This is a genomic window from Bradyrhizobium sp. USDA 4506 (assembly GCF_054058795.1).
In genome coordinates this window covers 4456592-4480525 of sequence record NZ_JBSSBM010000002.1, presented here as the reverse complement: position 1 = coordinate 4480525, position 23934 = coordinate 4456592, and the positions used below count along the sequence as shown (strand labels likewise).

General features: G+C 62.0%; 21 protein-coding genes and 2 tRNA genes. 17 read left to right on the top strand and 6 right to left on the bottom strand.

Going from position 1 to position 23934, the window contains the following annotated elements; genetic code table 11:
• Nucleotides 1-164 precede the first annotated feature (164 nt).
• The gene (dapD, locus tag ACVIHF_RS23505) at nt 165-1136 is read left to right on the top strand and encodes a 2,3,4,5-tetrahydropyridine-2,6-dicarboxylate N-succinyltransferase (protein ID WP_456779615.1); all 972 of its coding nucleotides are present in this window, start codon (nt 165-167) and stop codon (nt 1134-1136) included.
• Nucleotides 1137-1667: 531 nt separating this feature from the next.
• On the opposite strand, the gene ACVIHF_RS23500 is transcribed toward dapD, so the two are convergent.
• Nucleotides 1668-2621, bottom strand: coding sequence for an MBL fold metallo-hydrolase (locus ACVIHF_RS23500; RefSeq protein ID WP_092090555.1), 954 nt, complete (start codon nt 2619-2621; stop codon nt 1668-1670).
• Between the two features lie 311 nt (nt 2622-2932).
• Between ACVIHF_RS23500 and ACVIHF_RS23495 the strand changes: the two genes are divergently transcribed.
• From ACVIHF_RS23495 to ACVIHF_RS23470, 6 genes are all read left to right on the top strand, one after another.
• On the top strand, nt 2933-3286 hold the full coding sequence (locus ACVIHF_RS23495; RefSeq protein WP_057020632.1) for a DUF2200 domain-containing protein: 354 nt from the start codon (nt 2933-2935) through the stop codon (nt 3284-3286).
• A 1088-nt stretch (nt 3287-4374) separates the two neighbouring features.
• Nucleotides 4375-5379: a TRAP transporter substrate-binding protein gene (locus ACVIHF_RS23490; RefSeq protein ID WP_028342401.1), complete on the top strand. Its 1005-nt coding sequence runs from the start codon at nt 4375-4377 to the stop codon at nt 5377-5379.
• Nucleotides 5380-5699: 320 nt separating this feature from the next.
• Nucleotides 5700-6272, top strand: coding sequence for a TRAP transporter small permease (locus tag ACVIHF_RS23485; protein ID WP_057020631.1), 573 nt, complete (start codon nt 5700-5702; stop codon nt 6270-6272).
• On the top strand, nt 6272-7555 hold the full coding sequence (locus ACVIHF_RS23480) for a TRAP transporter large permease (protein ID WP_168857133.1): 1284 nt from the start codon (nt 6272-6274) through the stop codon (nt 7553-7555). The genes ACVIHF_RS23485 and ACVIHF_RS23480 overlap by 1 nt, the downstream gene beginning before the upstream one ends.
• Before the next feature lie 162 nt (nt 7556-7717).
• Nucleotides 7718-8308 (top strand): Spy/CpxP family protein refolding chaperone, encoded by a 591-nt coding sequence (locus ACVIHF_RS23475; RefSeq protein WP_028332421.1) that lies wholly within the window; start codon nt 7718-7720, stop codon nt 8306-8308.
• A gap of 164 nt (nt 8309-8472) precedes the next feature.
• A tRNA-Lys gene (locus ACVIHF_RS23470) sits at nt 8473-8548 on the top strand.
• Between the two features lie 638 nt (nt 8549-9186).
• Here the strand turns inward: ACVIHF_RS23470 and ACVIHF_RS23465 are convergent.
• Nucleotides 9187-9420 carry a helix-turn-helix domain-containing protein gene (locus tag ACVIHF_RS23465; RefSeq protein WP_253589666.1) on the bottom strand — a complete coding sequence of 78 codons (234 nt, stop codon included), beginning with the start codon at nt 9418-9420 and terminating at the stop codon, nt 9187-9189.
• An 89-nt stretch (nt 9421-9509) separates the two neighbouring features.
• Between ACVIHF_RS23465 and ACVIHF_RS23460 the strand changes: the two genes are divergently transcribed.
• From ACVIHF_RS23460 to ACVIHF_RS23450, 3 genes are all read left to right on the top strand, one after another.
• Nucleotides 9510-9785: a DUF2285 domain-containing protein gene (locus ACVIHF_RS23460; protein WP_253589667.1), complete on the top strand. Its 276-nt coding sequence runs from the start codon at nt 9510-9512 to the stop codon at nt 9783-9785.
• A gap of 543 nt (nt 9786-10328) precedes the next feature.
• Entirely contained in the window at nt 10329-10964 is a 636-nt protein-coding gene (locus tag ACVIHF_RS23455; RefSeq protein WP_456780046.1) for a hypothetical protein, read from the top strand.
• 238 nt (nt 10965-11202) lie between these two features.
• Nucleotides 11203-11292, top strand: a tRNA-Ser gene (locus tag ACVIHF_RS23450).
• A gap of 57 nt (nt 11293-11349) precedes the next feature.
• Here ACVIHF_RS23450 and ACVIHF_RS23445 read toward each other — a convergent pair.
• Together ACVIHF_RS23445 and ACVIHF_RS23440 are read right to left on the bottom strand one after the other, a co-directional pair.
• Nucleotides 11350-11589, bottom strand: coding sequence for a hypothetical protein (locus ACVIHF_RS23445; RefSeq protein ID WP_456780047.1), 240 nt, complete (start codon nt 11587-11589; stop codon nt 11350-11352).
• The gene (locus ACVIHF_RS23440) at nt 11586-12053 is read right to left on the bottom strand and encodes a hypothetical protein (protein WP_456780048.1); all 468 of its coding nucleotides are present in this window, start codon (nt 12051-12053) and stop codon (nt 11586-11588) included. Before ACVIHF_RS23440 ends, ACVIHF_RS23445 begins: the two co-directional genes overlap by 4 nt.
• Nucleotides 12054-12507: 454 nt before the next feature.
• On the opposite strand from ACVIHF_RS23440, the gene ACVIHF_RS23435 reads away from it, so the two are divergent.
• The 6 genes from ACVIHF_RS23435 to tenA all read left to right on the top strand — a co-directional run bounded on the left by ACVIHF_RS23435 (nt 12508) and on the right by tenA (nt 19081).
• Complete coding sequence (locus ACVIHF_RS23435; protein ID WP_225164475.1) at nt 12508-13548, top strand: 2-keto-3-deoxygluconate permease; 1041 nt, start codon at nt 12508-12510, stop codon at nt 13546-13548.
• Between the two features lie 15 nt (nt 13549-13563).
• A complete protein-coding gene (locus ACVIHF_RS23430; protein WP_456792620.1) occupies nt 13564-14871 on the top strand; it encodes a four-carbon acid sugar kinase family protein in 1308 nt (435 codons plus the stop codon).
• Nucleotides 14868-15866, top strand: a complete 999-nt coding sequence (gene pdxA, locus ACVIHF_RS23425) for a 4-hydroxythreonine-4-phosphate dehydrogenase PdxA (protein WP_456792619.1) — start codon at nt 14868-14870, stop codon at nt 15864-15866. Before ACVIHF_RS23430 ends, pdxA begins: the two co-directional genes overlap by 4 nt.
• Before the next feature lie 151 nt (nt 15867-16017).
• On the top strand, nt 16018-16785 hold the full coding sequence (locus ACVIHF_RS23420; RefSeq protein WP_310880616.1) for a DeoR/GlpR family DNA-binding transcription regulator: 768 nt from the start codon (nt 16018-16020) through the stop codon (nt 16783-16785).
• Nucleotides 16786-16924: 139 nt separating this feature from the next.
• Nucleotides 16925-17707 (top strand): C13 family peptidase, encoded by a 783-nt coding sequence (locus tag ACVIHF_RS23415; RefSeq protein WP_456780052.1) that lies wholly within the window; start codon nt 16925-16927, stop codon nt 17705-17707.
• Nucleotides 17708-18406: 699 nt separating this feature from the next.
• Complete coding sequence (gene tenA / locus ACVIHF_RS23410; protein ID WP_456794116.1) at nt 18407-19081, top strand: thiaminase II; 675 nt, start codon at nt 18407-18409, stop codon at nt 19079-19081.
• Between the two features lie 573 nt (nt 19082-19654).
• Here the strand turns inward: tenA and ACVIHF_RS23405 are convergent.
• Together ACVIHF_RS23405 and ACVIHF_RS23400 are read right to left on the bottom strand one after the other, a co-directional pair.
• Nucleotides 19655-21154 (bottom strand): CoA-acylating methylmalonate-semialdehyde dehydrogenase, encoded by a 1500-nt coding sequence (locus ACVIHF_RS23405; protein ID WP_456792618.1) that lies wholly within the window; start codon nt 21152-21154, stop codon nt 19655-19657.
• Between the two features lie 32 nt (nt 21155-21186).
• Entirely contained in the window at nt 21187-22815 is a 1629-nt protein-coding gene (locus ACVIHF_RS23400; protein WP_456792617.1) for a GMC family oxidoreductase, read from the bottom strand.
• A 25-nt stretch (nt 22816-22840) separates the two neighbouring features.
• Between ACVIHF_RS23400 and ACVIHF_RS23395 the strand changes: the two genes are divergently transcribed.
• Nucleotides 22841-23815, top strand: coding sequence for a LysR family transcriptional regulator (locus ACVIHF_RS23395; RefSeq protein WP_456792616.1), 975 nt, complete (start codon nt 22841-22843; stop codon nt 23813-23815).
• The last annotated feature ends 119 nt before the right edge of the window (nt 23816-23934 follow it).

The window sequence follows — 23934 nt, the reverse complement described above, 5'->3', positions numbered from 1 at the left end:
CCGTCGATCGACGTCCGCTCAGAGCGTAAGAGCGGGGCGTCGCTGCGGCGTGGACCCATGTCGCCCTTTGCCCCAAAGCGGACCTGTTTGAGAGCCCGGAAGTTGCCATTTCCACGAGAACTCGCGTATGCATGACGTGCAGGATCGCAGTGTGAGAAATTCAGATGACGATGGAGCTGAGGGGCGCGAGAGGCGAGGGATTTGCGACGATTGCCGCTGAAGGGCGCGTGCTGGATTCCTGGTTTCTTCAGCTGCGCCTGGTCGCGGAGGCCGACAAGACGGCAACGGTGCGGCTGGCGAGCGACGAGATCACCAGATCGTTGGGCGAGTCGGCGGACGGATATGCGCGACACGACGACATTCGCAATGTCGACATCGTTCCAATCCGCACAGAAATTGGCTCCCTTGCATCTGCACCGACTGACGTGCACGACGCGTATCTTCGACTCCATCTGCTGAGCCACCGGCTCGTCCAGCCGAATTGCCTGAACCTCGAGGGAGTTTTCGGTCTCTTACCTAACGTCGCCTGGACGACCCTCGGTCCCTGTGAGTGCTCTCGTGTACCGGACGCGCGAATGGAGGCACGAAAGCGTGCCCTCGCGTTCGAGGTGACAGGCGTGGATAAATTTCCGCGCATGACTGACTATGTGACGCCCGCAGACGTGAGAATTGCAGATGCGGATCGCGTAAGGCTCGGAGCCCACTTGGCCCCGGGCACGACCGTCATGCATGAAGGCTTTTGCAATTTTAACGCGGGTACGCTCGGTCCCTGCATGGTCGAAGGCCGGATCAGCGCCGGTGTGGTTGTCGGAAGCGGCAGCGACGTTGGTGGCGGAGCGTCGATCATGGGCACTCTGTCCGGAGGAGGGAAAGAGAGGATTACAGTCGGTGAGCGCTGCCTGATCGGAGCCAACGCCGGTATCGGCATTTCATTGGGTGACGATTGTATCGTCGAAGCGGGCTGTTACGTCACGGCAGGCGCGCGCATCCTTTTGGAGGATGGCCGAGTCCTGAAAGCCAAAGAACTCTCGGGCCAGAAGGGCCTGCTTTTTCGTCGGAATTCCCAGAGCGGTGCCCTTGAGGCAACCAAGCGTACGCCAAATTGGGACGGCCTCAACGCGCAACTTCACAGCTAGTCCCCGTCCGTCAGGGGACGATCACCACTCGGATTGCGATCTGTTTGGCGCGATCGCTGTTCACCACCAGTATGGCCACCGCCACGCCTCATAGAGGCGCCACGACGACACCAGGGGCGGGGCGTATGGATCGACCCGGTCGTCTTCAGGGCGATATTGATATCGTGGAACAATATAATAGTCCCACGGAGTTGGCCTTATCACGGGCGTCGGGATAATGACCCTCCTTGGTTCATGAACGACTTGTGCCTTCCGCGCCCGGGCTTCAGCACCAGACGTCCCGAGGTTGCACAGCACGAGGGCCGCTCCGAGAGCGCACGCGACGGTCATTATCTTCATGCATCGGCCTCCTTTGCCTGAGAGTGCAAAAGGACTCAAAGCAAGGCAAGCTAATTCGCTCTCGACCGGCTTGAATGACAGCTTGTGGGGCCCGTAGCCGACCTTTGCTCAGAAGGGCCGCGCGGAAGCCGGAGCCCGCACCCATGATCGATATGAGTACGCGCCCCGGTTCGGCTCTAACTCGACAAGGTCTCAGTAGTCCCAGAACACCGGCACCCAACGGAAGGCGTCACCCTCGACCGCGACATGTCCGACGGACGGGAACGGCATATGCGTGGCAACCAGCAGCTCGCGGTTCGCCGCCAGTTCCCGCAACAGACTGATCCGGGCGCGGGCCGCCTCTTCGGGATCGTGCTCGAAGCCATTGTGCCATTCGGGGTGCTCGAACCCGACCGCGAACACGAGGTCACCGGCGAATGTCAGCCGGTCGCCGCCGGACGCCAGACGAACGACGCTGTGGCCGGGAGTGTGGCCGCCGCTGCGACGGACGACCACTCCGGGCGCCACCTCGTGCTCCTCGTCGAACAGCCGCAGCTGGCTCTGGTATTCCTTCCTGAACCGCTTGGCCGTCGCACGAAGCGCGTCGGGGAAACCCGGCGGCATCGAGACGCGGGAGAAATCGGGCGCCTCCCAGAACTTGACCTCGGCAGCCGCCACATGGATCCGCAGGTCCGGACGCAGCCGCTCCTTCACGCCCTCGACGAGCAGCCCGCCAACGTGGTCCATGTGCATGTGGGTCAGCACCACGTCGGTCACGGACCCAAGATCGATACCGGCCGCCTCCAGTCGCTTGACCGTCTGCCCGGCCTTCGGCAGGTGCAGGTCCGGGTCCGACCCCAGCCCGGCGTCGACGAGGATGGTTTTCCCGCCGCTTCGCACCACGACCACGTTCAGCGCCCAGTCGAACGCGTCCGGCGGCAGGAACATGTCGTCCAGCCAGGCCGCGCGGACGGCCGGCTCGGCATTGTGCGCCAGCATCTTGGTCGGCAGCGGCAGCACCCCGTCGCTGACGACCAGCACGTCGATCTCGCCGATCTTCAGCGCGTAGCGCGATGGCACCAACTCGTTTGGCCCCGGCTGACCGGCGTGCGAGACATTGTCGAGGTTCATGCTTGTCTCCTGGGTATTGCGGATCATCTGGTTCATCGTTGAAAACTCCTGCGTTCGATCCTGATGTTCGATCCCGGCGGGCCGCATTGTTTCCGCCCGTGGATTGGACATGGTGGTGATCTAACGGATCGGGTGGGGCGCCGCCCCAGAGCGGTTGCCGTCGCTGTAGAGCGATTGCTGCCAACGCATGCGGGCCGCCGCACGCGAGCGCTGGGGACGAAACGGGAGGCAGCAGGCCATCGCCATGCCCCTAGCCACGTGCGACACTTCGGATTGGCGAAGCCGGTTCAACCCAGGACTAATATCTCCTCGTCGAGACCCCGGAATACGAACGTTCGGAGCAATTCATGGCCAAGCATCGGATCTATACAACGAGCTTCGCAAGCGTTTACCCGCTCTATGTCGCGAAAGCGGAGAAGAAGGGACGCACCAAAGCGGAGGTTGATCAGGTGATCTCCTGGTTGACCGGCTACGGTTCGAAGGAGCTGGAAGCTCAGTTGGAAAAACAAACCGACTTCGAAACGTTCTTCGCAAAGGCGCCTGAAATGAATCCTTCGCGGGCCTTGATCAAGGGCATGGTGTGCGGTGTCAGGGTTGAGGAAATCAAAGAGCCGACCATGCGGGAAATTCGTTACCTGGATAAACTGATCGATGAGCTGGCGCGTGGAAAGGCCATGGATAAAATCCTGCGGAGGGAATGACGCCTGATCGACCGGATTCCGTTCGCTCGGCGAGGCGACACCGGACGCTGGTGCGTCGCCCGCAATGACGAAAGGACCGGGGAGGGCCGCTACCACTGAGTTGCCCGACGGCGCAAGCCTTCGCAGCAAAAATATTTCGCTTTATCCGAAGCGTGGCTCGGTGTATGGTCTGCCCGTCTCACCCGACACGAGGGGCGCTTCGCGGTCGTCACGAACGTGGGTCGAGATGCGGTGGACGCCGATTGCGCAGTTGACGAACGTGCATGAGGCGGACGGTGAAGTCGTGTGGTCCTGACGCCCTAGCGGCAGGTGTCTTTTCCGATTGCGCAGTGCGCGTTGCGAAGACGGTGACAACCAAGCCCAGTCTCGCCGGGGAGAGCACGAAGTAAGCCGTAGCCCATCGCGCAGGGAAAGCCGGGTTGTTTCCGGTTACACCTGTGGTCCTACCCCCGAGCTTTCTACCCATTGCTCGGGGCCCATGGGTGCGATCGGCACCCGGCTTTCCCTGCGCCCTCTGCTTGAGGTGAGGGCGGAACAAGATGCAAAGCTCGGACGCAATGCGCCGCGAGACTGCGGAAGCATGAGCCACACGTGGTCCAACACATTCAGTGTCGTCTTGGCGTCAGTGTCGTCTTGGCGAAAGCCAGGACCCATTACCCCAAATGAGACTTGTTGCGCGATGCTGGGGCCACGACCTCGTTCACAATCAAATGCGGTGGTTATGGGTCCTGGCTTTCGCCAGGACGACAACGAAGAGTCACATCTGCAAGATTTGCCGCGGCGTATGGATCTCTGTTTTCGCAGGGCGACAGCCGGCAAGAAACACGCGCAGCATTCGCGCCCGGCGAACCCGCCATTGCCAAACCTCGCATTGACCTCATTGCCGTGGCCGGGCACAGCGTGCGGGCGGTGTCATTGAACGGTCGCAAGAGCCGAAGGGGATACCGCCGCATCGAATTTTGCAGTGCAGCAATGGTGCAATTGGCCCCTGCTAAAGGGGCAATGGCAATCGTCTTTGCTTGTCTGTAATGGTGCGACCGGATGTCTCGGGGCCGGTATTCGCGCTCCGCAATTACGCGGGAGGAAACATGCGTAAACTCATATTGGCTGCGGCGTCGATCGCGGCTTTGACCTTTGTCGGGCCTGCGGCGGCGCAGTCGCCGATCGTTCTCAAATTCAGCCACGTGGTGGCCTCGGATACGCCGAAGGGCAAGGCGGCCGACAAGTTCAAGGAACTCGCCGAGAAGTACACCGGCGGCAAGGTGAAGGTCGAGGTCTACCCGAACTCGACGCTTTACAAGGACAAGGAAGAGCTCGAGGCGCTGCAGCTCGGCGCGGTGCAGATGCTGGCGCCGTCGAACTCGAAGTTCGGCCCGATCGGCATCAAGGAATTCGAAGTCTTCGATCTGCCCTACATCCTGCCCGACCTGAAGTCGCTGCGGAAGGTCACCGACGGGCCGCTCGGCGCCCAGCTGCTCAAGAAGCTGGATTCCAAGGGCATGACCGGTCTCGCCTATTGGGACAACGGCTTCAAGCAGATGAGCGCGAACAAGAAGCTGGTCGCGCCCGCCGACTACAAGGGGCTCAAGTTCCGCATCCAGTCGTCGAAGGTGCTGGAAGCCCAGTTCCGCGCGCTCGGCGCGATCCCGCAGGTGATGGCATTCTCCGACGTCTACCAGGCGCTGCAGACCGGCGTGGTCGACGGCCAGGAGAACACCTGGTCGAACATCTACACCCAGAAAATGCATGAGGTGCAGAAGTACGCCACCGTCACCAATCACGGCTACATCGGCTACGTCGTGGTCGTGAACAAGAAGTTCTGGGACGGCCTGCCGGCCGATATCCGCGAGCAGCTCTCCAAGGCAATGAAGGAAGCCACCGAGTTCGGCAACAGCCAGTCGGCCAAGGAAAACGACGACGCGCTCGCCGAGATCAAGAAGGCCGGCAAGACCGAGATCGTCGCGTTGACGCCGGAGCAGGACGAGGCGATGCGCAAGGCGATGATGCCGGTCTACAAGGACGTGGCATCGCGCGTCGGCCAGCCGTTGATCGACGAATTCCTCAAGGAAACCGGCCGCAGCCCGATGAACTAGCTGCGATGCTTCGCCGCTGAGGCGATGCCAGACGAGCTCCCTCTCCCGGTTCTTGCGGGGAGAGGGTTGGGGTGAGGGGCCTTCTCCGCGAACGCGGCTCCAGATGTGCTCGCGGAAGCTCCCCCTCACCGGAAATTCAAGCTGCGCTTGAATTTCGACCTCTCCCCGCACGCGGGGCGAGGTAGATCGGAGGCAGCTCCGATCGACGGCAACAGTCACGCGGGACTTGAACCGCAAACATAGTGAACGCCGCGGCCGCGTGAGGTCGCGGCCAGGGTGCCGTGGCCGGTTGCCGCATCAGGCCATGACAGGGGAGATCAATGCTGCTTAAAATTCTGGACCGGCTCGAGGAAATCATCATCGCGAGCCTGATGGGGGCCGCGACGCTGCTGACCTTCGTCACGGTCGTGCACCGTTTTCTGGTCGACGTTCCCGTGCTCTATCCGTACCTGTTCGGCATCAATCTCGCATGGTCGCAGGAACTCTGCATCTACATGTTCATCTGGATGGCGAAGTTCGGCGCCGCCTATGGCGTGCGCGCCGGCGTCCATGTCGGCGTCGACGTCCTGATCAACCGGCTCAACGATTTCTGGCGCAAGCGCACCATCACCTTCGGCCTGCTCGGCGGCGCGCTATTCACCGGGATCGTCGGCACCATGGGCGCCAAATTCGTGTTCGAATTGATGCATACCGACCAGGTCTCACCGGATCTCGAGATCCCGAGCTGGATCGTCTACGCCTGCATTCCGCTCGGCTCCTATCTGATGTGCTTCCGCTTCCTGCAGGTGTGCTGGAATTACTGGTGGACCGACGACCTGCCGCACCATGACGCCTCCCATGTCGATGGCGTCGAGACCAGCAAGACCGCGCCCGTCGCGCTTGGAGAAGCGTGATGAGCGCCGCACTTATTTTCGGACTGCTGTTTGCCCTGATGCTGACGGGCATGCCGATCTCGATTTCGCTCGGCCTGACCGTGCTCACCTTCCTGTTCACCATGACCGAGGTGCCGATCGAGAGCGTCGGCCTGAAGCTGTTTTCGGGCCTCGACAATTTCGGCATCATGGCGATCCCGTTCTTCATCCTGGCCGGCACCTTCCTGACCCGCGGCGGCGTCGCGCGGCGCATGATCGCGTTCACGACCTCGCTGGTCGGGCATCTGCCCGGCGGCCTTGGGCTGGCCGGCGTCGCGGCCTGCGCGATGTTCGCGGCGATCTCGGGCTCGAGCGTCGCCACCGTGGTTGCGATCGGCTCGATCATGATGCCGGCGATGGTCGATCACGGCTATCCGAAGCGGTTCGGCGTCGGCGTGATCTCGACCTCGGGCGCTCTCGGCATCCTGGTGCCGCCCTCGATCATCCTGGTGCTCTACGGCGTCTCCACCAACACCTCGATCGGCGCGCTGTTCATGGCCGGCATCGTGCCGGGCGTCGTGCTCGCGCTGATGCTGGCGGCGGTGACTTTCTTCGTCGCGCAGCGCAACGGCTATCCGAAGATGCCGCGCGCGACCATCGGCCAGCAGTTCAAGGCGTTCCGCGAAAGCATCTGGGGCCTGCTGCTGATCGTGATCGTGCTCGGCGGCATCTATGGCGGCATCTTCACGCCGACCGAAGCCGCAGCGGTCGCCGCGACCTACGCCTTCTTCATCACCGTATTCGTCTACAAGGAGCTGAAGCTCTCCGAGGTGCCGAAGGTGCTGCTGCAGGCGGCGAGCATGAGCTCGATGCTGCTCTACATCATCACCAACGCGGTGCTGTTCTCGTTCCTGATGACGCACGAGCAGATCCCGCAGGAGATGGCGGCCTGGATCATCGACAAGAACTTCTCGGTCTGGATGTTCCTGCTCGTCGTCAACATCATCCTGCTGCTCGCCGGCAACGTGATGGATCCGTCGTCGATCCTCCTGATCATGGCGCCGATCCTGTTTCCGCTGGCGACCAAGCTCGGCGTGCACCCGGTGCATCTCGGCATCCTGATGATCGTCAACACCGAGGTCGGGCTGTGCCACCCGCCGGTCGGGCTCAACCTCTACATTGCGAGCAGTATCGCCAAGATGGGCATCAGCGAGATCACCATCTCGGTGTTGCCATGGCTGTGCGCGATGCTGGTGTTCCTCGGCCTGATCACCTACGTGCCGGAGATCTCGCTGTGGCTGCCGCGCTTGCTCGGCATGATCTAGCGCAAACAACAGACATCCAAAGCGCGACCTCGCGCCTTGGATGTTTCTGCGGTGCAATGAAAGCGGATTACATCTTGGTAACAGAGCTCTCTCTGTCCAATCCGTAAGTTGAAGGCGCGGGCGGGCGGCATCATCTTCGAGCAACCTTCAAAGGAGGTTCGTATGAAGAAAGTTCTGCTCGCCGGCATCGCGGCGCTCACGATTGCCGGTTCGACCGCGGTCTATGCCCAGCATCGTCCCTGGTTCCACGGCCATATGCGGATGAGCCCCGAGGATCGGGCCGCCTTCCTCGACGCGCGGATCGCCGCCGTCCACGCCGGGCTGAAGCTCAACGCCGATCAGGAGAAGCTGTGGCCGCCGGTTGAGGCCGCGGTGCGCGACTTCGCGAAGATGCGGCTCGATCGTGCCAATGCGCGGATGGCCGCCGAGAAGACCGATGCGGACAAGTCGCAGAAGCCGGATGATCCGGTCGCCCGCCTGCGCGAGCGCGCCGGCAACATGGCGGCGACCGCGACGTCGCTGACGAAGATCGCCGATGCCGCCGACCCGCTCTACAAGACGCTCGACGACAACCAGAAGCGGCGGCTGAGCATGCTGACCCATATGGAAGGGCGCGGCTTCGGCGCCGAAGGCTGGCGCCGCCACCGCCTAGAGCGCGGCATGGACCGCTGGGAGCGCGGCGGCCGCGGCTTCGATCACGACCGTTTCGACCGCGACGATGGCCCTGATCAGGAGCGCTCCGGCCGGCTCTGAGCGCTGTCCGCCGGCACCCTCGCCAAGTCTATGAAAGGCCGCCGGATTCCGGCGGCCTTTCGGTTGTCAGAAAGTCGGGAAAACTTGCTTGAGCTTGCTGGACATCGGGGAATCGCTTTGCTAAACGACCGCTCTCTTGCGAGGGTCATTTCCGGACAAGTTCCGGGCGCATAGCTCAGTTGGTAGAGCAGCTGACTCTTAATCAGCGGGTCCCAGGTTCGAGCCCTGGTGCGCCCACCAAGGAAAAGGCCTTCTTTTCCAGTACCTTCGCGAGATGGCGGTCGAGACCAAAACGAGTCTCGTGCGACGTTTTTTGTGGACGGCCGTCGCGCGACCGCATTGCTACGCGACTTTCCCTTTGTCTCTGTATCTTCACCCCATTCGATACAGCGCGCAGATCGGATGGTATAGGTCGATAATGTGCTCGTCGTAGAATAGGATATTAGGGCGAGCAAAACGGACAATCTGCTGGCCCGTCGCCGCAGGGTACGGCTTGCTGCAAAACCAGAACCGGACCGTTCGGGTCGGGCGTTCGATTCGCTCCCCCGCTACGCGTTCCCACTGTTTCCTGCCAACCTACGATCTTCCCTGATCCCCCCACGCTTGTGGCAGCACCAGAAGCCACCGTCGCGCTACGCCTTCGCATCTGGTATCAGGCAGGAATATCCTCGTTTGGCGAGGCGCTCGTGGTACATGCCGGCATGGAGCGTGCCGTCTCCCGCCATCACACCTATCGTAGCGCCCACCAGCCCTCGGTCCGCGAGCGCGTCTGCGACGGCGTCCACGATGTGGAGGATCGGTACCGAGGTTCTGACCTTCCGCACATTGTCCGAAGGCGGGACAGCCTAGCCGCGACACGGATGTAGACGTTCGCATGGTCACGCCGCGCCAATGTCAATTTCGAGTTGCTTCAGAATCTTGCTGGGGGTCGTGTCAAGTGCTTTCGCCAAGCGAAAGAGCGTGACGATCGTGGGGGATTTCAGCCCTCGTTCGATCTGACTCACATACGTCCGATGAATAGTCGCCCGATCGGCCAGCTCTTCCTGCGAAAGGCGAGCAGAAAGCCTTAGGCCAGCAATGATTTTTCCGAAGGCCAGATTGGGGCTTTTCACACCCTCACAGTGTTGCCTTGAACACTAAAGGACTACAGACTATAGTATTCAAGCTCGCAGCCTTGGGGGCGCGGCTATTGGAAGGGATTATGCAGGAGACACCGCCGCTCGATCCTGATGTGGCTGACCTGGCTCCCACTGAGCCGGCGCCGACATTCTACGATGAGCAGCACGTTGTGACTTACATTCGCCTTCTGCAGGCCGAGGGTGAGGGGGCGGACTGGCGGGACGTGGCCCGAATCGTCCTACATATCAATCCGGAGCGTGAGGCGGACCGCGCGCACAACGCATACCAGAGCCATCTCTCGCGCGCTAAATGGATGACGGAACGGGGACGTGTCTTACGTGGTGTAGGGTCGAATTAGAAGAAATCCGTCGATTCAAGCGCGGATATAGAAATCGTATCCCCCAGCCAATGTGTGGTGATCCGGAGGCACCACGTGGTGTCAAACTAGGGACTTCCCACTACGCGGTCGTTTGTAACTATTGCGCCGCAATCCTTGTTGGCTGCTGCATATCGGAGGACGCAAAGCCTGAGTTCGACAGGCGGCCCCAGTGACAACCCGCTTCAGATGGTCATTGACGGTTGCGAACAGGTATGCGTCGAATGCCATTGGCACGGCGGTAGCCCTCGCCAGAGCGAGTTCGCGGAGGTCTTCCGAATAGGGTCGCATCATCCATGCTGGCCGCCGTTCCCCAGCGTGGAGTTTGAATCAGAAATCGTCTCTGGGAATCTCGATTCCGGCAAAAGAACATGCTCTAGGCGCGAGCCAATCGCGAGTCGCGTCAGGATCAGCCGAGCAAGTGTCTACCGCGTTGTCGGACGCGAATAAGGATGCGTGGCTGTTAACCACTCTTCTGTGCATCGTGTATGTAGGCGCAAATCTTCAAATCATGAGAGATCAATAATGCAGGTGGGGAAGAACGAGACGCTTGCTGGAGTTCGCTTGATCAAGTTGCGGGACTTTCTCAGGTTTCACGAGGTAAGCTTTCCCGCTGAGGCCATTGGAGAGCAGTTCAAGGTCAATGGCGGCCGGAAGCAGGAAATCGAAGAGGCCCTGGTCAGGGCGGGCTATGTGACACGTCACGAGGAAGACAAAACGCGCTATCTAGTTGCACCTCTTGGGATGCAGCTATGCAATGCGAGGTTCATCTCGCGTATTTCGAGAGAGAAGGCCGAAGCCTTACTCCAATCCTTTCTGGTTCGCGTGGTTAGCATCAATGAACGCGACGAGCTCACGCACAAGGTTACTGGGGTGCGCGTATTTGGCAGCTATCTCACCGATAAGGCGGATTTGGGCGACATTGATCTCGCGGTTGCGATCAAAGCTCGGCGTGAATCCCACGTCAAAGAAAGCGTAGAGCGGGCGAACCAATCGGTTAGGGCAATCCGCAGCTTTCTCGACAGGATCACCTTCGGTCGTTCCGAAGTGAAAAAGCTTCTGAAAGGCGGCAGTCCCTATCTGTCCGTCCATGAATTCGATGAGGTGGATGAGTTGGGAATTCCCTACAAGGTGCTGTTCCCAAGCAATGGGGCCAACTAACAGTTCGGGGACTGCGTAACGGCAAAACGTGCCTTGAGCCCGATCGCCTGCCAGATACTCCAGAGCCCGGCTTCCGGCAGGAAGTTGGGCTCTTCCTACCCGCAAACCGCAGGATCGAAACCAAGGCGCCGCGCGGCACGATCGCGACTTCTCCTGCACCCGCCACGAGGGTTAACAGGCAATGCAACGAACGATTATGACCGTGCGACGGATGCCCATTTTCGGTCGGACAAGCCCGGGGATGCGACCGGCAAGTCATTGATTGTTCTCAATCCATGGTTGACTCTTAATCAGCGGGTCCCAGGTTCGAGCCCTGGTGCGCCCACCAAGCTTTTCAATAGCTTAGGTTAGCCCTCGTAGTTGTCATTCCGACAAACGGCCGCGTCTATTCCGACAAACCGGCTGCTTTTGTTCGCTTCTCGCGGCGCTTCCGGGTCCCCGAGATCAGCTGTTTACGGGTCCGCTTTGCATAGATCGGCAATTGCCGTGCAGACCTGTGGCGGCCGGCTGCGCGCAGTTCCGCGTCGGTCAGGTCGCTGTCGGCACCCTCGGTGAAGCCGCCGTGGCGGAACGAGGTGAATGAAAGCTCGGATCGAATGCCGGCCGCGGCGACAATGTCCTTCACGACGCTGCGCAGGTAGCGGAGGTCCGTGCGCTCAGTATCCACGGTGGCGGAGTACGCGACTTGCGGTGCGCGTGATCGCGCCTGAAGACCAGACCCGAAACCGTGACCTGCTTGATGGCATCGAGCTCGGCCATCAGTTCGGGGAAAAGTGATTCGCCCCGATCATCGAAAAGCGGCCACCAGGCTTCCTCGCCGTTCTTCGGATGCACGATCTTCACGCTATTGGGCCGCTCCTTGGGGCGGTAGTGCGAAATCTCAAAAGCTCCGACGACATGCTCCTCGCGCTGCAACCACTCCGTCAGCCCGTGAGACCGCCAGCTGTCGAAGGCCGGCAGAAGAACGTACTCGGCGCGCTCAACGGCCGCATTGTAGTTCTCACCGAGTCCCTTCGCCTTGACGTGACACCCTTGCGCACGTGCCCACGTTGGAGGCTCGAAGAAGTAGGCCCATCGGCCGTTGCGCAACGGCTTTCGCCTGCAATACCGAGGCAATCTCAGAGCGGTCTTGGGAGGTTTCGTACTAGCGCCCGAAGAGAGCCTGCGCGAGCGCGACGACTTACAGGCCGACGTTCCGCTGGCCGAGGCGGTGTCCCGCCTGCGGGCGAGGGCCCGGCCGGGCACCCTTGCGGCCGAAGCATGCGACGGTCGGGGCTTCGGTGGGTGTTGCCCCAAGTAAGCGTTTCGAGCATCTGCGCGATGAGCACCATGCCCAACCTCTCATGACCCAATTCCCTGGCATTCTCCCGCGAGCAAAATCAATCGCATCTGACGGAGCGAATGATCGGGTCAGTTTTGCGCAAAATGCGCAATAGGTCTTGAATACTGCGCGATATGAGCATATACGGCCACCGTTTGCTCGTTTTTATAGCAAAACGCGCAAAATGATCGGAAGTGCGCGGTGTGCGGGAGGACAACAGAAATGCAGGTTCCAATTAAGCGGGCGATCGAGAGCGTGCCGGGCGGGATGATGGTGGTCCCTCTGTTGGTCGGGGCGCTTATTGCCACCTTCTTTCCCGATACCCCGAAGTTTTTTGGCTCCTTCACCGGCGCACTGTTCTCTGGCGCGCTGACAATTCTCGCCGTGTTCTACGTTTGCATGGGCGCGAGCATCGACTTCCGCGCGACCCCCTACATTGTGAAGAAGGGCGGCACCCTGCTGATCGTGAAGGTTGGCGTGGCCGTTGTCCTCGGCCTGATCTTCGGCCGCATTTTGGGAGAGACACCGGTCGCAGCTGGCATGTTCGCGGGTGTCTCGACGCTCGCGATCGTTGCCGCCATGAACGACACCAATGGCGGTCTCTATATGGCGTTGATGGGCCAATATGGACGTCCGCGTGACGTCGGCGCCTATACTGTCATGTCGCTGGAGAGCGGTCCTTTCCTCACTATGATCACTTTGGGCGTCGCCGGCCTCTCGGCATTTCCATGGCAGACCCTTGTGGGCGCTATCCTGCCTCTGGTGGTGGGTATGATCATCGGCAATCTCGACAGAGAGATGCGCGACTTCCTGAGCCGCGCGGTGCCTGTGATGATCCCGTTCTTCGCCTTCGCGCTCGGCGCCGGCCTCGATCTGTCGAAGGTTTGGCAGGCCGGCCTGCTCGGCCTCGGCATGGGAGTGGCCGTGGTGGTTGTGACCGGCATCCCGCTGTTCCTCGCCGATCGCATCACTGGCGGGAATGGTGTCGCGGGTGTTGCGGCGGCCTCGACGGCCGGTAATGCGGCGGCCGTCCCGGCGATTGTCGCCGCGGCGAATCCAGCCTATGCGGACGCGGCGCGGCCGGCGACTATCCTCGTCGCGGCGTGCGTCGTGGTTACCGCAATCCTCGTGCCGATCGTCACCGCCTGGACAGCCCGCGTTGTTGGTCGCGACGTCGAGGAGCCTGCAGAAGAGAACAACGTGGCTTCTGCCGGCAAGATGCCCCCCGCGGCGCGCTCGGTTGTCACTGAGGCAAGTCACTGAAGCAGGTCGCTGAAGATGGCCCCTAAAGCGTTTTCGAGCGAAGTGGATACCGGTTCGCGTCAAGAAAACGCGTCAAGCCAAAGCTGGCTGATCGTCGCTGACGATCTCACCGGTGCCGCGGACTGTGCGATCGCCTTCGGCAGAAGGGGGCGTGCGGCTGCGGTGACGTGGGGTGAGGTGACCGACGCGTCGGGCTACCAGCTGCCCGTCCTGGCCTACGATGCCGCGAGTCGAGGCCTTTCGGCCGGGGCCGCTGCAGCCCGCCATGCCGATGTGCTGGCGCGCCTTTGCGAAGGCGGACGTATTCTTTTCAAGAAGATTGACTCGACGCTGCGGGGGCAACCTGCAGCGGAGACTGCCGCCGCGCTTGCGCATCTCAAGTCACGGTCGGGTCCGGCCTTTGGCGTGTTCGCGCCGGCCTTTCCGGCCACCGGCCGGACCACCATCGACGGGCGTATCCTGGTCAGAGGCCGCCCCCTCGAGGAGGCCGAGGTCTGGCACCGCGACCACACCTACCCGAATGCCGATCTTGTCGACGTTCTCGCGACCGCGGGCGTTCGCGGTGAGAAGGTCAAGCTCGCTGCCGTGCGCGGTGGCGATCTCAAAGCCACGTTCGCGAGGCTCGCCCGGGAGGGCGACGTGGTCGCGGCCTGCGACGCCGAGACTGAACACGATCTGCGTTTGATCGCGGAGGCGAGCCTGCATGCATCGCCCGCAACCTTCTTCATCGGCAGCGCCGGCCTCGCGCACGCGCTGGCCGGCCTCGAAGTGAGCCATGGCGTCGAGCCGCTGCGCATTCCGACGAGCGCATCCGGCACCCTGATCGTGGTGGGCTCGCTCGCCGGCGCATCTCGCGCCGCCGCGCGCGAGCTGGAGGCGACCGGCACCGTGGCGCATTTCCCGGTCGCGCCGGAGACGCTGCTCAACGATGGTGCCGGCCGGGCGGCGCTCGCCGCGGACGTGATGAAACGACTTGCCGGCGGCGGCGATACACTGGTTGAGATCATGATGGATGATCACCCCGACATGTCGCTCGGCCCGCAGCTCGCCAAGGGGCTCGCCGACGCTCTTGAGGCCGTCGCACCCGCGATCGGCGCCTTCGCTGCGACCGGCGGCGAAACCGCCGCGGCGATGCTGTCGCGCTTCGGCGTCAACGGCATCCGTCTTGCCGACGAAATCGAGCCGGGCGTGTCGCTCGGCCTTACTCTTGGCCGATTGTCTGTTCCGATCGCCACCAAAGCGGGCGCGTTCGGTGACGAGAACAGCCTCATCCGCATCAGCGAGCGGCTTCGCGCCGTCCGAACCAGAGGAAGTTTCATATGACTCGTCCGACCATTGCGATCACCATGGGAGATCCGGCCGGTATCGGGCCCGAGGTGATCATGAAGGCGCTGGCGCAGCCGCAGGTGCAGGCGATCTGCAATGCGCTGGTGATCGGCGACTCCAACCGTCTGCGCAAGGCCGGTCAGATCGTCGGCGTGCCGCTTGAGGTCGATGCGTTGAGCGACGCGAAGCAGGCGAATTTTGCTTCGAAGGCCGTGCAGTGCGTTGACCTGAAGCTGGTGCCAGACGATCTGCCGTTCGGCATGGTGTCGGCGACGGCAGGTGAGGCGGCATATCGCTACATCGAGAAAGCCGTGCAGGTGGTGCAGGCAGGGCTCGCGCAGGGCATCTGCACCGCGCCGCTTTCCAAGGAAGCGCTGCATGCGGCCGGCCACAAATATCCCGGCCATACCGAGCTCCTGGCGCATCTGACCGGCACGCCGGAAGTATCGATGATGCTGGTGTCGCCGAAACTCCGCGTCATTCACGTGACCACGCATATCGGCCTGCTCGATGCGATCGAGAAGATCGAGCCTGGCCTCGTCGAGCGTGTCATCGCACGCGGGCATGACGTGCTGGTGCGCGCCGGCGTCGTCAATCCGAAGATCGGCGTCTGCGCCATCAATCCGCATGCCGGCGAGAACGGGTTGTTCGGTCGCGGCGAGGAAGCCGCGAAGATCGCGCCGGCCGTGGAAGCCTGTCAGCGCAAGGGCTGGGACGTGCACGGCCCCCTGCCTGCCGACACGCTGTTCTTCCTGGCCGGCCGCGGCGACTACGACATGGTGGTCGCGATGTATCACGATCAGGGCCATGGACCCATCAAGGTGCTGGGGCTGGAAGCCGGCGTGAACATCACTGTTGGTCTGCCGGTGATCCGCACCTCGGTCGATCACGGGACCGCCTTCGACATCGCGGGCAAGGGCATCGCCGACGAGCGCAGCCTGATCGAAGCGCTGCGGCAGGCGGTCGATCTCGCGCCGAAGAAGGCGGCTTGAGGGGGCTGCGCGGGCTCCTCAGGATGAGGAGCGAGATGCGCGTTAAGCGCTGACATTGCGCGGTCGATGCATCGTGGTATGCATCGGCCGTGCCGCGAAGCCGATACGGTCGAGCTCGGCTGACGGCAATGAATCCGGGGGCTGAGGTTCGATGTCGATGCGCAGCAAGGAGCGTCACGCTCGTCTGTTGGAAGCACTGAACGCGGGAGAGATCGATGTCGACGATCTCGCGCGGCGCTTCGACGTCTCCGCTTCCACCGTGCGGCGCGACTTGCAGCATCTTTCCAGGAACAATGCCGTGCGCCGCACCTATGGCGGCGCCATTCTCACCGCCCACGCGAATGAGACGACGCTCGAGCAGCGCCTCGCGGTTCAGGGCAAACAGAAGCAGGCGATCGCGCGCGCGGCGATCGATCTGATCGAGGACGGCGACACGCTGATTCTCGATGCCGGCTCGACGGTCGCAGCCTTCGGCCGACTGCTGCAGCATCGGCGGCTGCGCATCATCACCAACAATCTTGCGCTGCTGCCCTTCTTCGCCAAGGCTCCGAGCATAGAGCTTGTGGTGCTGGGCGGCGCGCTGCGCACCACCAGCATGAGCACCATGGGGCCGCTCGCCAATGAGGCGCTGCGCCGCATGACCGCGGACCGCGCCGTCATGAGCGCCGACGGCGTGGTGAATGGCCGTGGCCTGTGCGAAGCGGATCTCGAACAGGTCGCACTGAAGTCGCTGATGATGCAGCAGTCGAAGGAAGTCATCGTTCTCGCCGACGCCAGCAAGCTCGGCCGCGCCGAACAGATGGCCTGGGCGCCGCTGCCGCCGCGCTGGACTCTGGTGACTGATGTCGGCGCATCTGAGGAGCAGTGCAAGCGTCTCGCCGACGCGGGAGCGCGCGTGATCGTTGCCGGCGTTCGCTGAGCCGGCATCGCAATTTTTCGCGTGATCGGAGAAAAATATCGACCGAGGCGGGGTTGCGCAAGGAATCGCTGAACCGGGGCGCAATGCCGTCAACTTGAATCGCCATATGCTAGGTGGCGATCACCAAACGAGGTTCGCCATGGCGTGCAAGTCTTGGAGTGGTTCTTGGAACGGCACTTGGATCGGCTCTTGGATCAGCCGGCTTGGCGCGCCGCTCGTCGCTTTTGTTTTGACCGTCGCGCCGTTGGCTTCGCCGGTGCACGCCGTTGAGGACGCTCGCAAGGTGAGCGTGGTGTCGTTCGGCCTTTTCGGCGATCAGGGCGTGTTTAGACGCGAGGCGACCGGCGCAGCACAGGTCGTAGCGGGTCGTTTCGGGAGCGGCCCAGTCAACGTGCAATTCAATTCGAAGAAAGGCGGAGGTGCAACGATTGAAGGCCTGGCTAAGTCCTTGCAGGCGGCGGCCAATGGGATGGACGCCGAGAATGATGTTCTGTTCTTGATTCTCACCTCGCACGGCTCCCCCGACGGGCTTGCAATCAAAGCCGGGCGGCTTACGCAAACGCTCACGCCGCCCCATCTCGCCGCCATGCTGGCGCGGACCGGCATGCGATACAAGGTGGTGGTCATCTCTGCCTGTTATTCCGGGGTCTTTATCCCTCGTCTCGCGAACCCCGATACGTTGGTCATCACCGCGGCCGATGCCGACCATTCATCGTTCGGCTGTCGGGACAAAGCCAAGTGGACCTACTTCGGCAACGCCTTTTTCAATGTCGCACTCCGGCAAGCCAGAAGCCTGAAGAACGCCTTTGTCGTTGCACGCTCGCTCGTCCAGCAGCGAGAACTGCGCGCTCGCTTCGAGCCGTCGAATCCCCTGATGGCAGGCGGCGCAAACGTGCAGCCGTTGCTCATTGCGCGTCCTTGAGGACCGGCCGCGTTTGCGGCCGGCGCCTGTGGGTGCCGTCCACCTCGTCCATGTTGATCTGGTCACCGCATCGCGCCGCATGTCTGCTACTGGGCCCCTTAGCGGACTTGATTGGCGTTATGGCTGACTTCCGCTTTGCCGGAGATAGCCGACTTCACCGCCAAAGGGAGAGACTGCTTCTGTCGGTGCCTCTCCGTCGGCCGAAGGCGAGGATCGTGGATGGCACTGTCGCGTCCACTCATCAGCAGGTGAGCTTACCTGACGCCGTTGCGCACGTATCTGGTGCGGTTTCTGGTGCGGTCGTCGCGCTGCGGGCAACGAGAACGAAGTAAGCTATTGATCTCATTGGTGGACCCGGCAGGACTCGAACCTGCAACCAGACCGTTATGAGCGGTGGGACAATCGTCGCCGCTGTTAAGTTTTCTGCCTTTTCGTCGAATTCGACCACGTTCGCCACCCTTCGTGCGGGTTGTTATTGGCGCGAAACTGGTGCGGATTGTCTGTAGTCGAATCTTGGACCAGGACGTTGCGTTCTGTAGGTGATAACGTGAGAACACACTCAAGCCCAGCGATCGACGGCAAGCGACCTCCATACGGTAGCGTGCCGGCAGATCGCCGCGGCCGGCCAAGGTCAGCCTCATAATGCAGGCTATGGGAAGTAATCAAAAGCGGTTCATGACAAGCCAGGCGAAACATAACGTGAGTTTCTGGGAGCGTCTAAAGACAGAGGCATCTGCTGAGTGGCGCGCCTACACCGAGCATCCCTTCACGAACGGATTGGCAGACGGCTCGCTCGCCGAACCGGCATTTCGTTATTATCTTGCTCAGGATTACTTGTTCCTCATCGAGTTCGCGCGCGCCTACGCGCTCTCGGTCTACAAATCGCCCAAGCTTGCCGACATGCGTGAAGCAGCGGCCGGTCTTTCGGCCATCCTTGATGTCGAGATGAACCTTCATGTGACACTCTGTGCCGGTTGGGGTCTGTCCCCAAGCGACCTTGAACAGACCCCTCCGGCGGCCGAGATGCTAGCCTATACTCGCTACGTGTTGGATGCTGGAATGCGCGGCGATCTGCTGGCACTCAAGGTGGCGCTGGCCCCATGCGTGATCGGGTACGCGGAGATCGCGAAGCGGCTGGCTGCACAACCCGATGCGAACGCTGCGACGAACCCCTATCGCGTGTGGATTGCCGAGTACGCTGGTGCGCCATACCAAGAGGTCGCGGCGAAAGCGGGAGCACACTTGGAACGTCTCGCTGATCTCTACGCCACCCCGGCCGGCGAGGCAGAGCTGATTGCGATCTTCAAGGAAGCTACTCGTCTCGAGGCAGACTTCTGGGAGATGGGCTGGCGCGCGGGCCAGCGTGTCGAATAGCGCTTCGGAAATTGTCAGGCTTATAACCTGAAGGTCATCGGTTCAAATTTGTTGGCAAAGCTATCCGCAGATTTGGTCTCAACTGGGCTCTCTTTGATCATTTTGGACACTTGGCCACGCTGAAGAGCACGGGTGGTTCCGAAGTGCACTTTGCAGTGCGGCTCGGCTTTGCAACGCTTTGAAATCGTAGCAAATGCGAACGCTCCGACCTGTCTCCGATGACGTTCGCGTCATCGGATCCGGCGCCGAATCGGCCACGGGGAGCTGAATCAAAATCAATCGCGGATGGCAGGCCTCAAGTGCCGACCATCATCTTTCGTGGCATCGCCACACCACGGTGCATCCCGACAACGGCGACCGGAGCATCCATCGGTCCGCCAAAAGCGGGTGTCCGACAACGAGGGTACTTAGCGGACGAGTACCGCACGACCGATACCCCCACCTGTGAACTTCCTGACGACGCGCCAATGTTGGCTATGAACCTTCAGCTGCTGCTAGTCGATCAACGGTGATGCCCACATCAGGTGCCTGTAGCTCACGTCTTGGTTGCCGCGCTATTTGGCCGCTTGCCCTTCATCCCAACGTTGGCATCACGTACTCCGCGCCACTGCGAATACCGGTCGGCCAGCGCGTCGTAATCGTCTTCAACCTGGTATAGAACCGCACGCCTTCTGGTCCGTGCATGTGGTGATCGCCGAACAGGGAGGCTTTCCAGCCACCAAATGAATGGAAAGCCATCGGAACAGGAATCGGCACATTGATGCCGACCATCCCGACCTGGATCTGGTTGGCAAACTCGCGTGCCGCGTCGCCGTCGCGCGTAAAGATCGCGGTGCCATTGCCGAACTGGTGCGCGTTGATCAGGGCGGCGGCCTCGTCATAAGACGAGGCGCGTACGACCGTTAGGACCGGTCCGAATATCTCTTCGCGGTAGATCGTCATATCGGATGTGACGCGATCGAACAGCGTGCCGCCGGTGAAGTAGCCTTTCTCGTAACCCTGGCGGCGAAATTCACGACCATCCACCAGCAGCGTCGCACCTTCGGCGACGCCGGCATCAATGTAGCCTCGTACCTTGTCGCGATGTTGCTGGCTGACAAGCGGACCCATCTCGCTCTCCGGGTCCATGCCTGGACCGATGTTCAACGCATGAATCCGGGGTACGAGCTTTTCGAGCAAGGTCTTTGCCGTCGTCTCGCCGACAGGGACCGCAACCGAAATCGCCATGCAGCGTTCGCCGGCCGAGCCATAGGCCGCGCCCATGAGCGCGTCGACAGCCTGGTCCATGTCGGCATCCGGCATGATGATCATATGGTTCTTGGCACCGCCCAGAGCCTGGCAGCGCTTTCCGTGCAGAGTTGCAGTTTCGTGGATCGATCGTGCGACAGGTGTCGAGCCAACGAAGCTCACCGCTGCGACATCAGGATGCGTCAACAGCGCGTCGACCGCTTGTTTGTCGCCGTGAACGACGTTGAACACGCCGTCCGGCAGCCCGGCCTCTTTCAACCATTGCGCCAGGAGGATGGACGCGGAGGGAACCTTCTCGGAGGGTTTCAGGATGAATGTGTTGCCGCAGGCAAGTGCCACCGGAAACATCCACATCGGAACCATCGCCGGGAAATTGAACGGCGTGATGCCCGCGACGACCCCGAGCGGCTGGCGCAACGAATGACTGTCGACGCGCGTGCCGACGTTCTCGGTGATCTCGCCCTTCAAAAGCTGTGGCGCGCCGGTGGCAAACTCCACGACTTCCATTCCGCGCTGTACTTCCCCCTTTGCGTCGGAAAAAACCTTGCCATGCTCTGACGTGATCACGGCCGCGAGCTCATCGAGCCGTTCCTCGAGGATACGGAGGAAACGATTGAGGATGCGCGCGCGCCGCAGCGGCGGAGACTTGGCCCAGTCGGGAAAGGCGGTCCGTGCGGCCGCGACCGCCGAAGCGACATCGTCGGCGCCGGCAAGCGGCACGGTCCCGGATTGCTCGCCTGTCGCAGGATTGTAGATCGGCGCGGCACGGCCGTGCAAAGACGTGACCGGGGCGCCATTGATGAAATGCGGAACGGGATGGGTCATTTGCGGAGTCTCCTCGATGAAACGAATGGCGGCTAGGCGATGCGGGACCGATCCGCGTCGTCGAGCACCATGCTGGCGCCCTTGCGCGCGATCATTGCGGTTGGGGTGTTGGTATTTCCCGATGTGATGGTGGGCATGATCGAGGCGTCGATGACCCGGAGCCCGTCGATGCCTCGCATGCGAAGGCGCGCGTCAAGCGGTGACAGCGGATCCGCCTCGGGCCCCATCCTGATGGTGCCGACCGGATGAAAGATGGTCGTGCCAATGTCGCCGGCAGCGTGCGCGAGTGACACGTCATCGTCGGCGACGTACGGGCCGGGCAGAAATTCCTCGGGTGCGTAACGAGCGAGCGCCGGCTGGCGCATCAGCGTGCGGGTGACCCGAATGGCGTCCGCCGCGACGAGCCGGTCCTCGGGCGTGGCAAGATAATTTGGCGCGATGCGTGGCGGGGCATTGGGGCTGCTGGACTCGATCCGGACCGTGCCCCGTGATGTCGGCCGAAGATTGCAGGCGGCGACCGTGATCGCAGGAAAGCGGTGCAGCGGTTCGCCGAACTTGTCGAGCGAGAGAGGCTGGATGTGAAACTGGATATTGGCTCTCTCATGCGTGGGGCTCGATCGGGTGAAGATGCCGAGCTGTGAAGGCGCCATGGTGAGCGGGCCGCGCCGGCGGAAGACGTAGTCGAGCCCCATGAGGGCGCGGCGGCCAAGCGAATGGTACGTTTCGTTCAATGTGCGAATGCCGCTGACCTTGTAGATCGCGCGCTGCTGAAGATGATCCTGCAGGTTGTGTCCGATGCCCGGACCATCAAGCGCAATCTCGATACCCAACGGGCGGAGCCAGTCGGCGGGTCCTACGCCGGAGCGATGCAGGATCTGCACGGAGCCGAGCGCGCCGGCACACAGGATGACTTCCCGCTTGGCAGCGACATCGACGGATTGACCGTCTCGGACCAGACGCAGGCCGGTCACGCGACGGTTTTCGATACGGAGCCTGTCCACGCAGACATTGGTCTCGAGGCGGAGGTTTGGTCGGCTCAAGGCCGGCTTCAAAAAGCCTCGCGCAGAGGACCATCGTCGTCCGCGCTTCTGGTTGACGTGGAAGTAGCCGGCGCCCTCGTTGTCACCGGTGTTGAAATCCAGGCTGCGCGAAATGCCCATGTCCTCGGCGGCCGTCGCCACGGCGTCGAGAACCGGCCACGACACGCGCGGCGGCTCGATCCGCAAGCCGCCTCCCGTGCCGTGGAGGTCGCTCGCGCCCATGAAGTGATCTTCGAGATTGCGAAATTCCGGCAGCACATCATCCCAGCCCCAGCCCTCCAAGCCGAGCTGACGCCATCCGTCGTAGTCCGCTGCCTGGCCGCGCATCGAGATCATCGCATTGATCGCGGACGAGCCGCCGATCACCTTGCCGCGGGGATAGGCCAGCGCGCGTCCATTCAATCCCGGCTCCGGGTCCGTCTTGAACATCCAGTCGGCGCGCGGATTTCCGATGGCAAACAGATAGCCGACCGGAATGTGAAACCAGATCCAGTTGTCCCTCCCGCCTGCTTCGAGCAGAAGGACGCGGTTGCGCGGGTCTTCGGACAGCCGGTTTGCGACGATGCAGCCTGCGGTGCCTGCACCGACAACCGCATAGTCAAAATCCCCGTCGATCCGCATCAGGCCTCTCTTCTCTCTCCGCGCAATGTTGCCGCTGGATGGCATGGCGGATTTGTGCTCTCAATGCCAGAAACTGCGACTTCTATTTGCAAAAATGCGAGAGCCCCGAATGGATTGGGATGATCTGCGAGTCTTCCTCCAGGTAACGCGGAGCGGCCGGATGTCCGAGGCCGCGAAACTGCTCGGCATCGACGATTCAACGGTCGGACGTCGTGTCCTCCGCCTCGAGCGGTCGGTCGGGATGCCGTTGGTCGAAAGGGCGGGGCGGCGGACGGCGGTGACCGAGCAAGGCCGCCGGCTCGCGGACATCACGGAGGAACTGGAGTCGATCATCCTGCGCGACATCGCGGGGTTAGCCGACGCGCAATCAGTGGTGAATGGGCGCGTTCGGATTGGTGCGCCCGAAGGGCTGGGGGCCGGATATCTCGGCAGCAAGATCTTCCTGTTGTCCGCCGCGCATCCCGAGCTCGAAATCGAACTGGTCGCCTTGCCGCGGACCTATTCGTTGGCGGCACGCGAGGTCGACATCGCCATCACGCTTGACCGGCCGGTGGCGGGGCAGGTCGCGGCTCAAAAGCTGACCGACTACACGCTCGACCTCTATGGTTCGGATATCTACTTCCAGCGGATGGGCCGTCCGAGGTCACTGCAGGATCTCAGAAAGCACGTCTTCGTCGGGTACATCCCCGAGCTCCTTTTTACCCAGCAGCTCAACTTTCTTGACCTGGGTGACGGTGTGGAAGTCGTGCCGACGATCCGCACCAGCAGTGTGATCGCACAGGTCGACGCGGTGGTCAGCGGCGCGGCTATCGGCGTTCTGCCGCGTTATCTCGCTCGCGAGCGACCGGGGTTGAAGGTTCTGCTCGGGGACAAATTCCAGGCAACGCGCAGCTACTGGATGTCTGTCCACGATGATACCCGTCGACTTCGCCGCGTCCGCGTGGTGCTCGAGGCGGTCGCTGCCGCGGTTCGGTCCGACCGCAGGTCCTTCCTGCGATGAATTGGACGCCCGTCGTATTTCGTGCGGCGGCTCGCATTCGTCATGGCCGAAGTTTTTACGGTTGCTGCATTGCAACGAGTCCCGGCCTCTGACATACTTTGGATGCGGCTCGCATGGTC

Bases quoted from the DNA above. Each gene is read 5' to 3' on its own strand.
- ACVIHF_RS23415 (WP_456780052.1), top strand. From the start codon at position 16,925: ATGGCGTGCAAGTCTTGGAGTGGTTCTTGGAACGGCACTTGGATCGGC.
- ACVIHF_RS23405 (WP_456792618.1), bottom strand. From the start codon at position 21,154: ATGACCCATCCCGTTCCGCATTTCATCAATGGCGCCCCGGTCACGTCT.
- ACVIHF_RS23435 (WP_225164475.1), top strand. From the start codon at position 12,508: ATGCAGGTTCCAATTAAGCGGGCGATCGAGAGCGTGCCGGGCGGGATG.
- ACVIHF_RS23475 (WP_028332421.1), top strand. From the start codon at position 7,718: ATGAAGAAAGTTCTGCTCGCCGGCATCGCGGCGCTCACGATTGCCGGT.
- ACVIHF_RS23455 (WP_456780046.1), top strand. From the start codon at position 10,329: ATGCAGGTGGGGAAGAACGAGACGCTTGCTGGAGTTCGCTTGATCAAG.
- pdxA (WP_456792619.1), top strand. From the start codon at position 14,868: ATGACTCGTCCGACCATTGCGATCACCATGGGAGATCCGGCCGGTATC.
- ACVIHF_RS23495 (WP_057020632.1), top strand. From the start codon at position 2,933: ATGGCCAAGCATCGGATCTATACAACGAGCTTCGCAAGCGTTTACCCG.
- ACVIHF_RS23490 (WP_028342401.1), top strand. From the start codon at position 4,375: ATGCGTAAACTCATATTGGCTGCGGCGTCGATCGCGGCTTTGACCTTT.
- ACVIHF_RS23395 (WP_456792616.1), top strand. From the start codon at position 22,841: ATGTTGCCGCTGGATGGCATGGCGGATTTGTGCTCTCAATGCCAGAAA.
- ACVIHF_RS23430 (WP_456792620.1), top strand. From the start codon at position 13,564: ATGGCCCCTAAAGCGTTTTCGAGCGAAGTGGATACCGGTTCGCGTCAA.
- ACVIHF_RS23500 (WP_092090555.1), bottom strand. From the start codon at position 2,621: ATGAACCAGATGATCCGCAATACCCAGGAGACAAGCATGAACCTCGAC.
- ACVIHF_RS23400 (WP_456792617.1), bottom strand. From the start codon at position 22,815: ATGCGGATCGACGGGGATTTTGACTATGCGGTTGTCGGTGCAGGCACC.
- ACVIHF_RS23420 (WP_310880616.1), top strand. From the start codon at position 16,018: ATGTCGATGCGCAGCAAGGAGCGTCACGCTCGTCTGTTGGAAGCACTG.
- ACVIHF_RS23480 (WP_168857133.1), top strand. From the start codon at position 6,272: ATGAGCGCCGCACTTATTTTCGGACTGCTGTTTGCCCTGATGCTGACG.
- ACVIHF_RS23460 (WP_253589667.1), top strand. From the start codon at position 9,510: ATGCAGGAGACACCGCCGCTCGATCCTGATGTGGCTGACCTGGCTCCC.
- dapD (WP_456779615.1), top strand. From the start codon at position 165: ATGACGATGGAGCTGAGGGGCGCGAGAGGCGAGGGATTTGCGACGATT.
- ACVIHF_RS23485 (WP_057020631.1), top strand. From the start codon at position 5,700: ATGCTGCTTAAAATTCTGGACCGGCTCGAGGAAATCATCATCGCGAGC.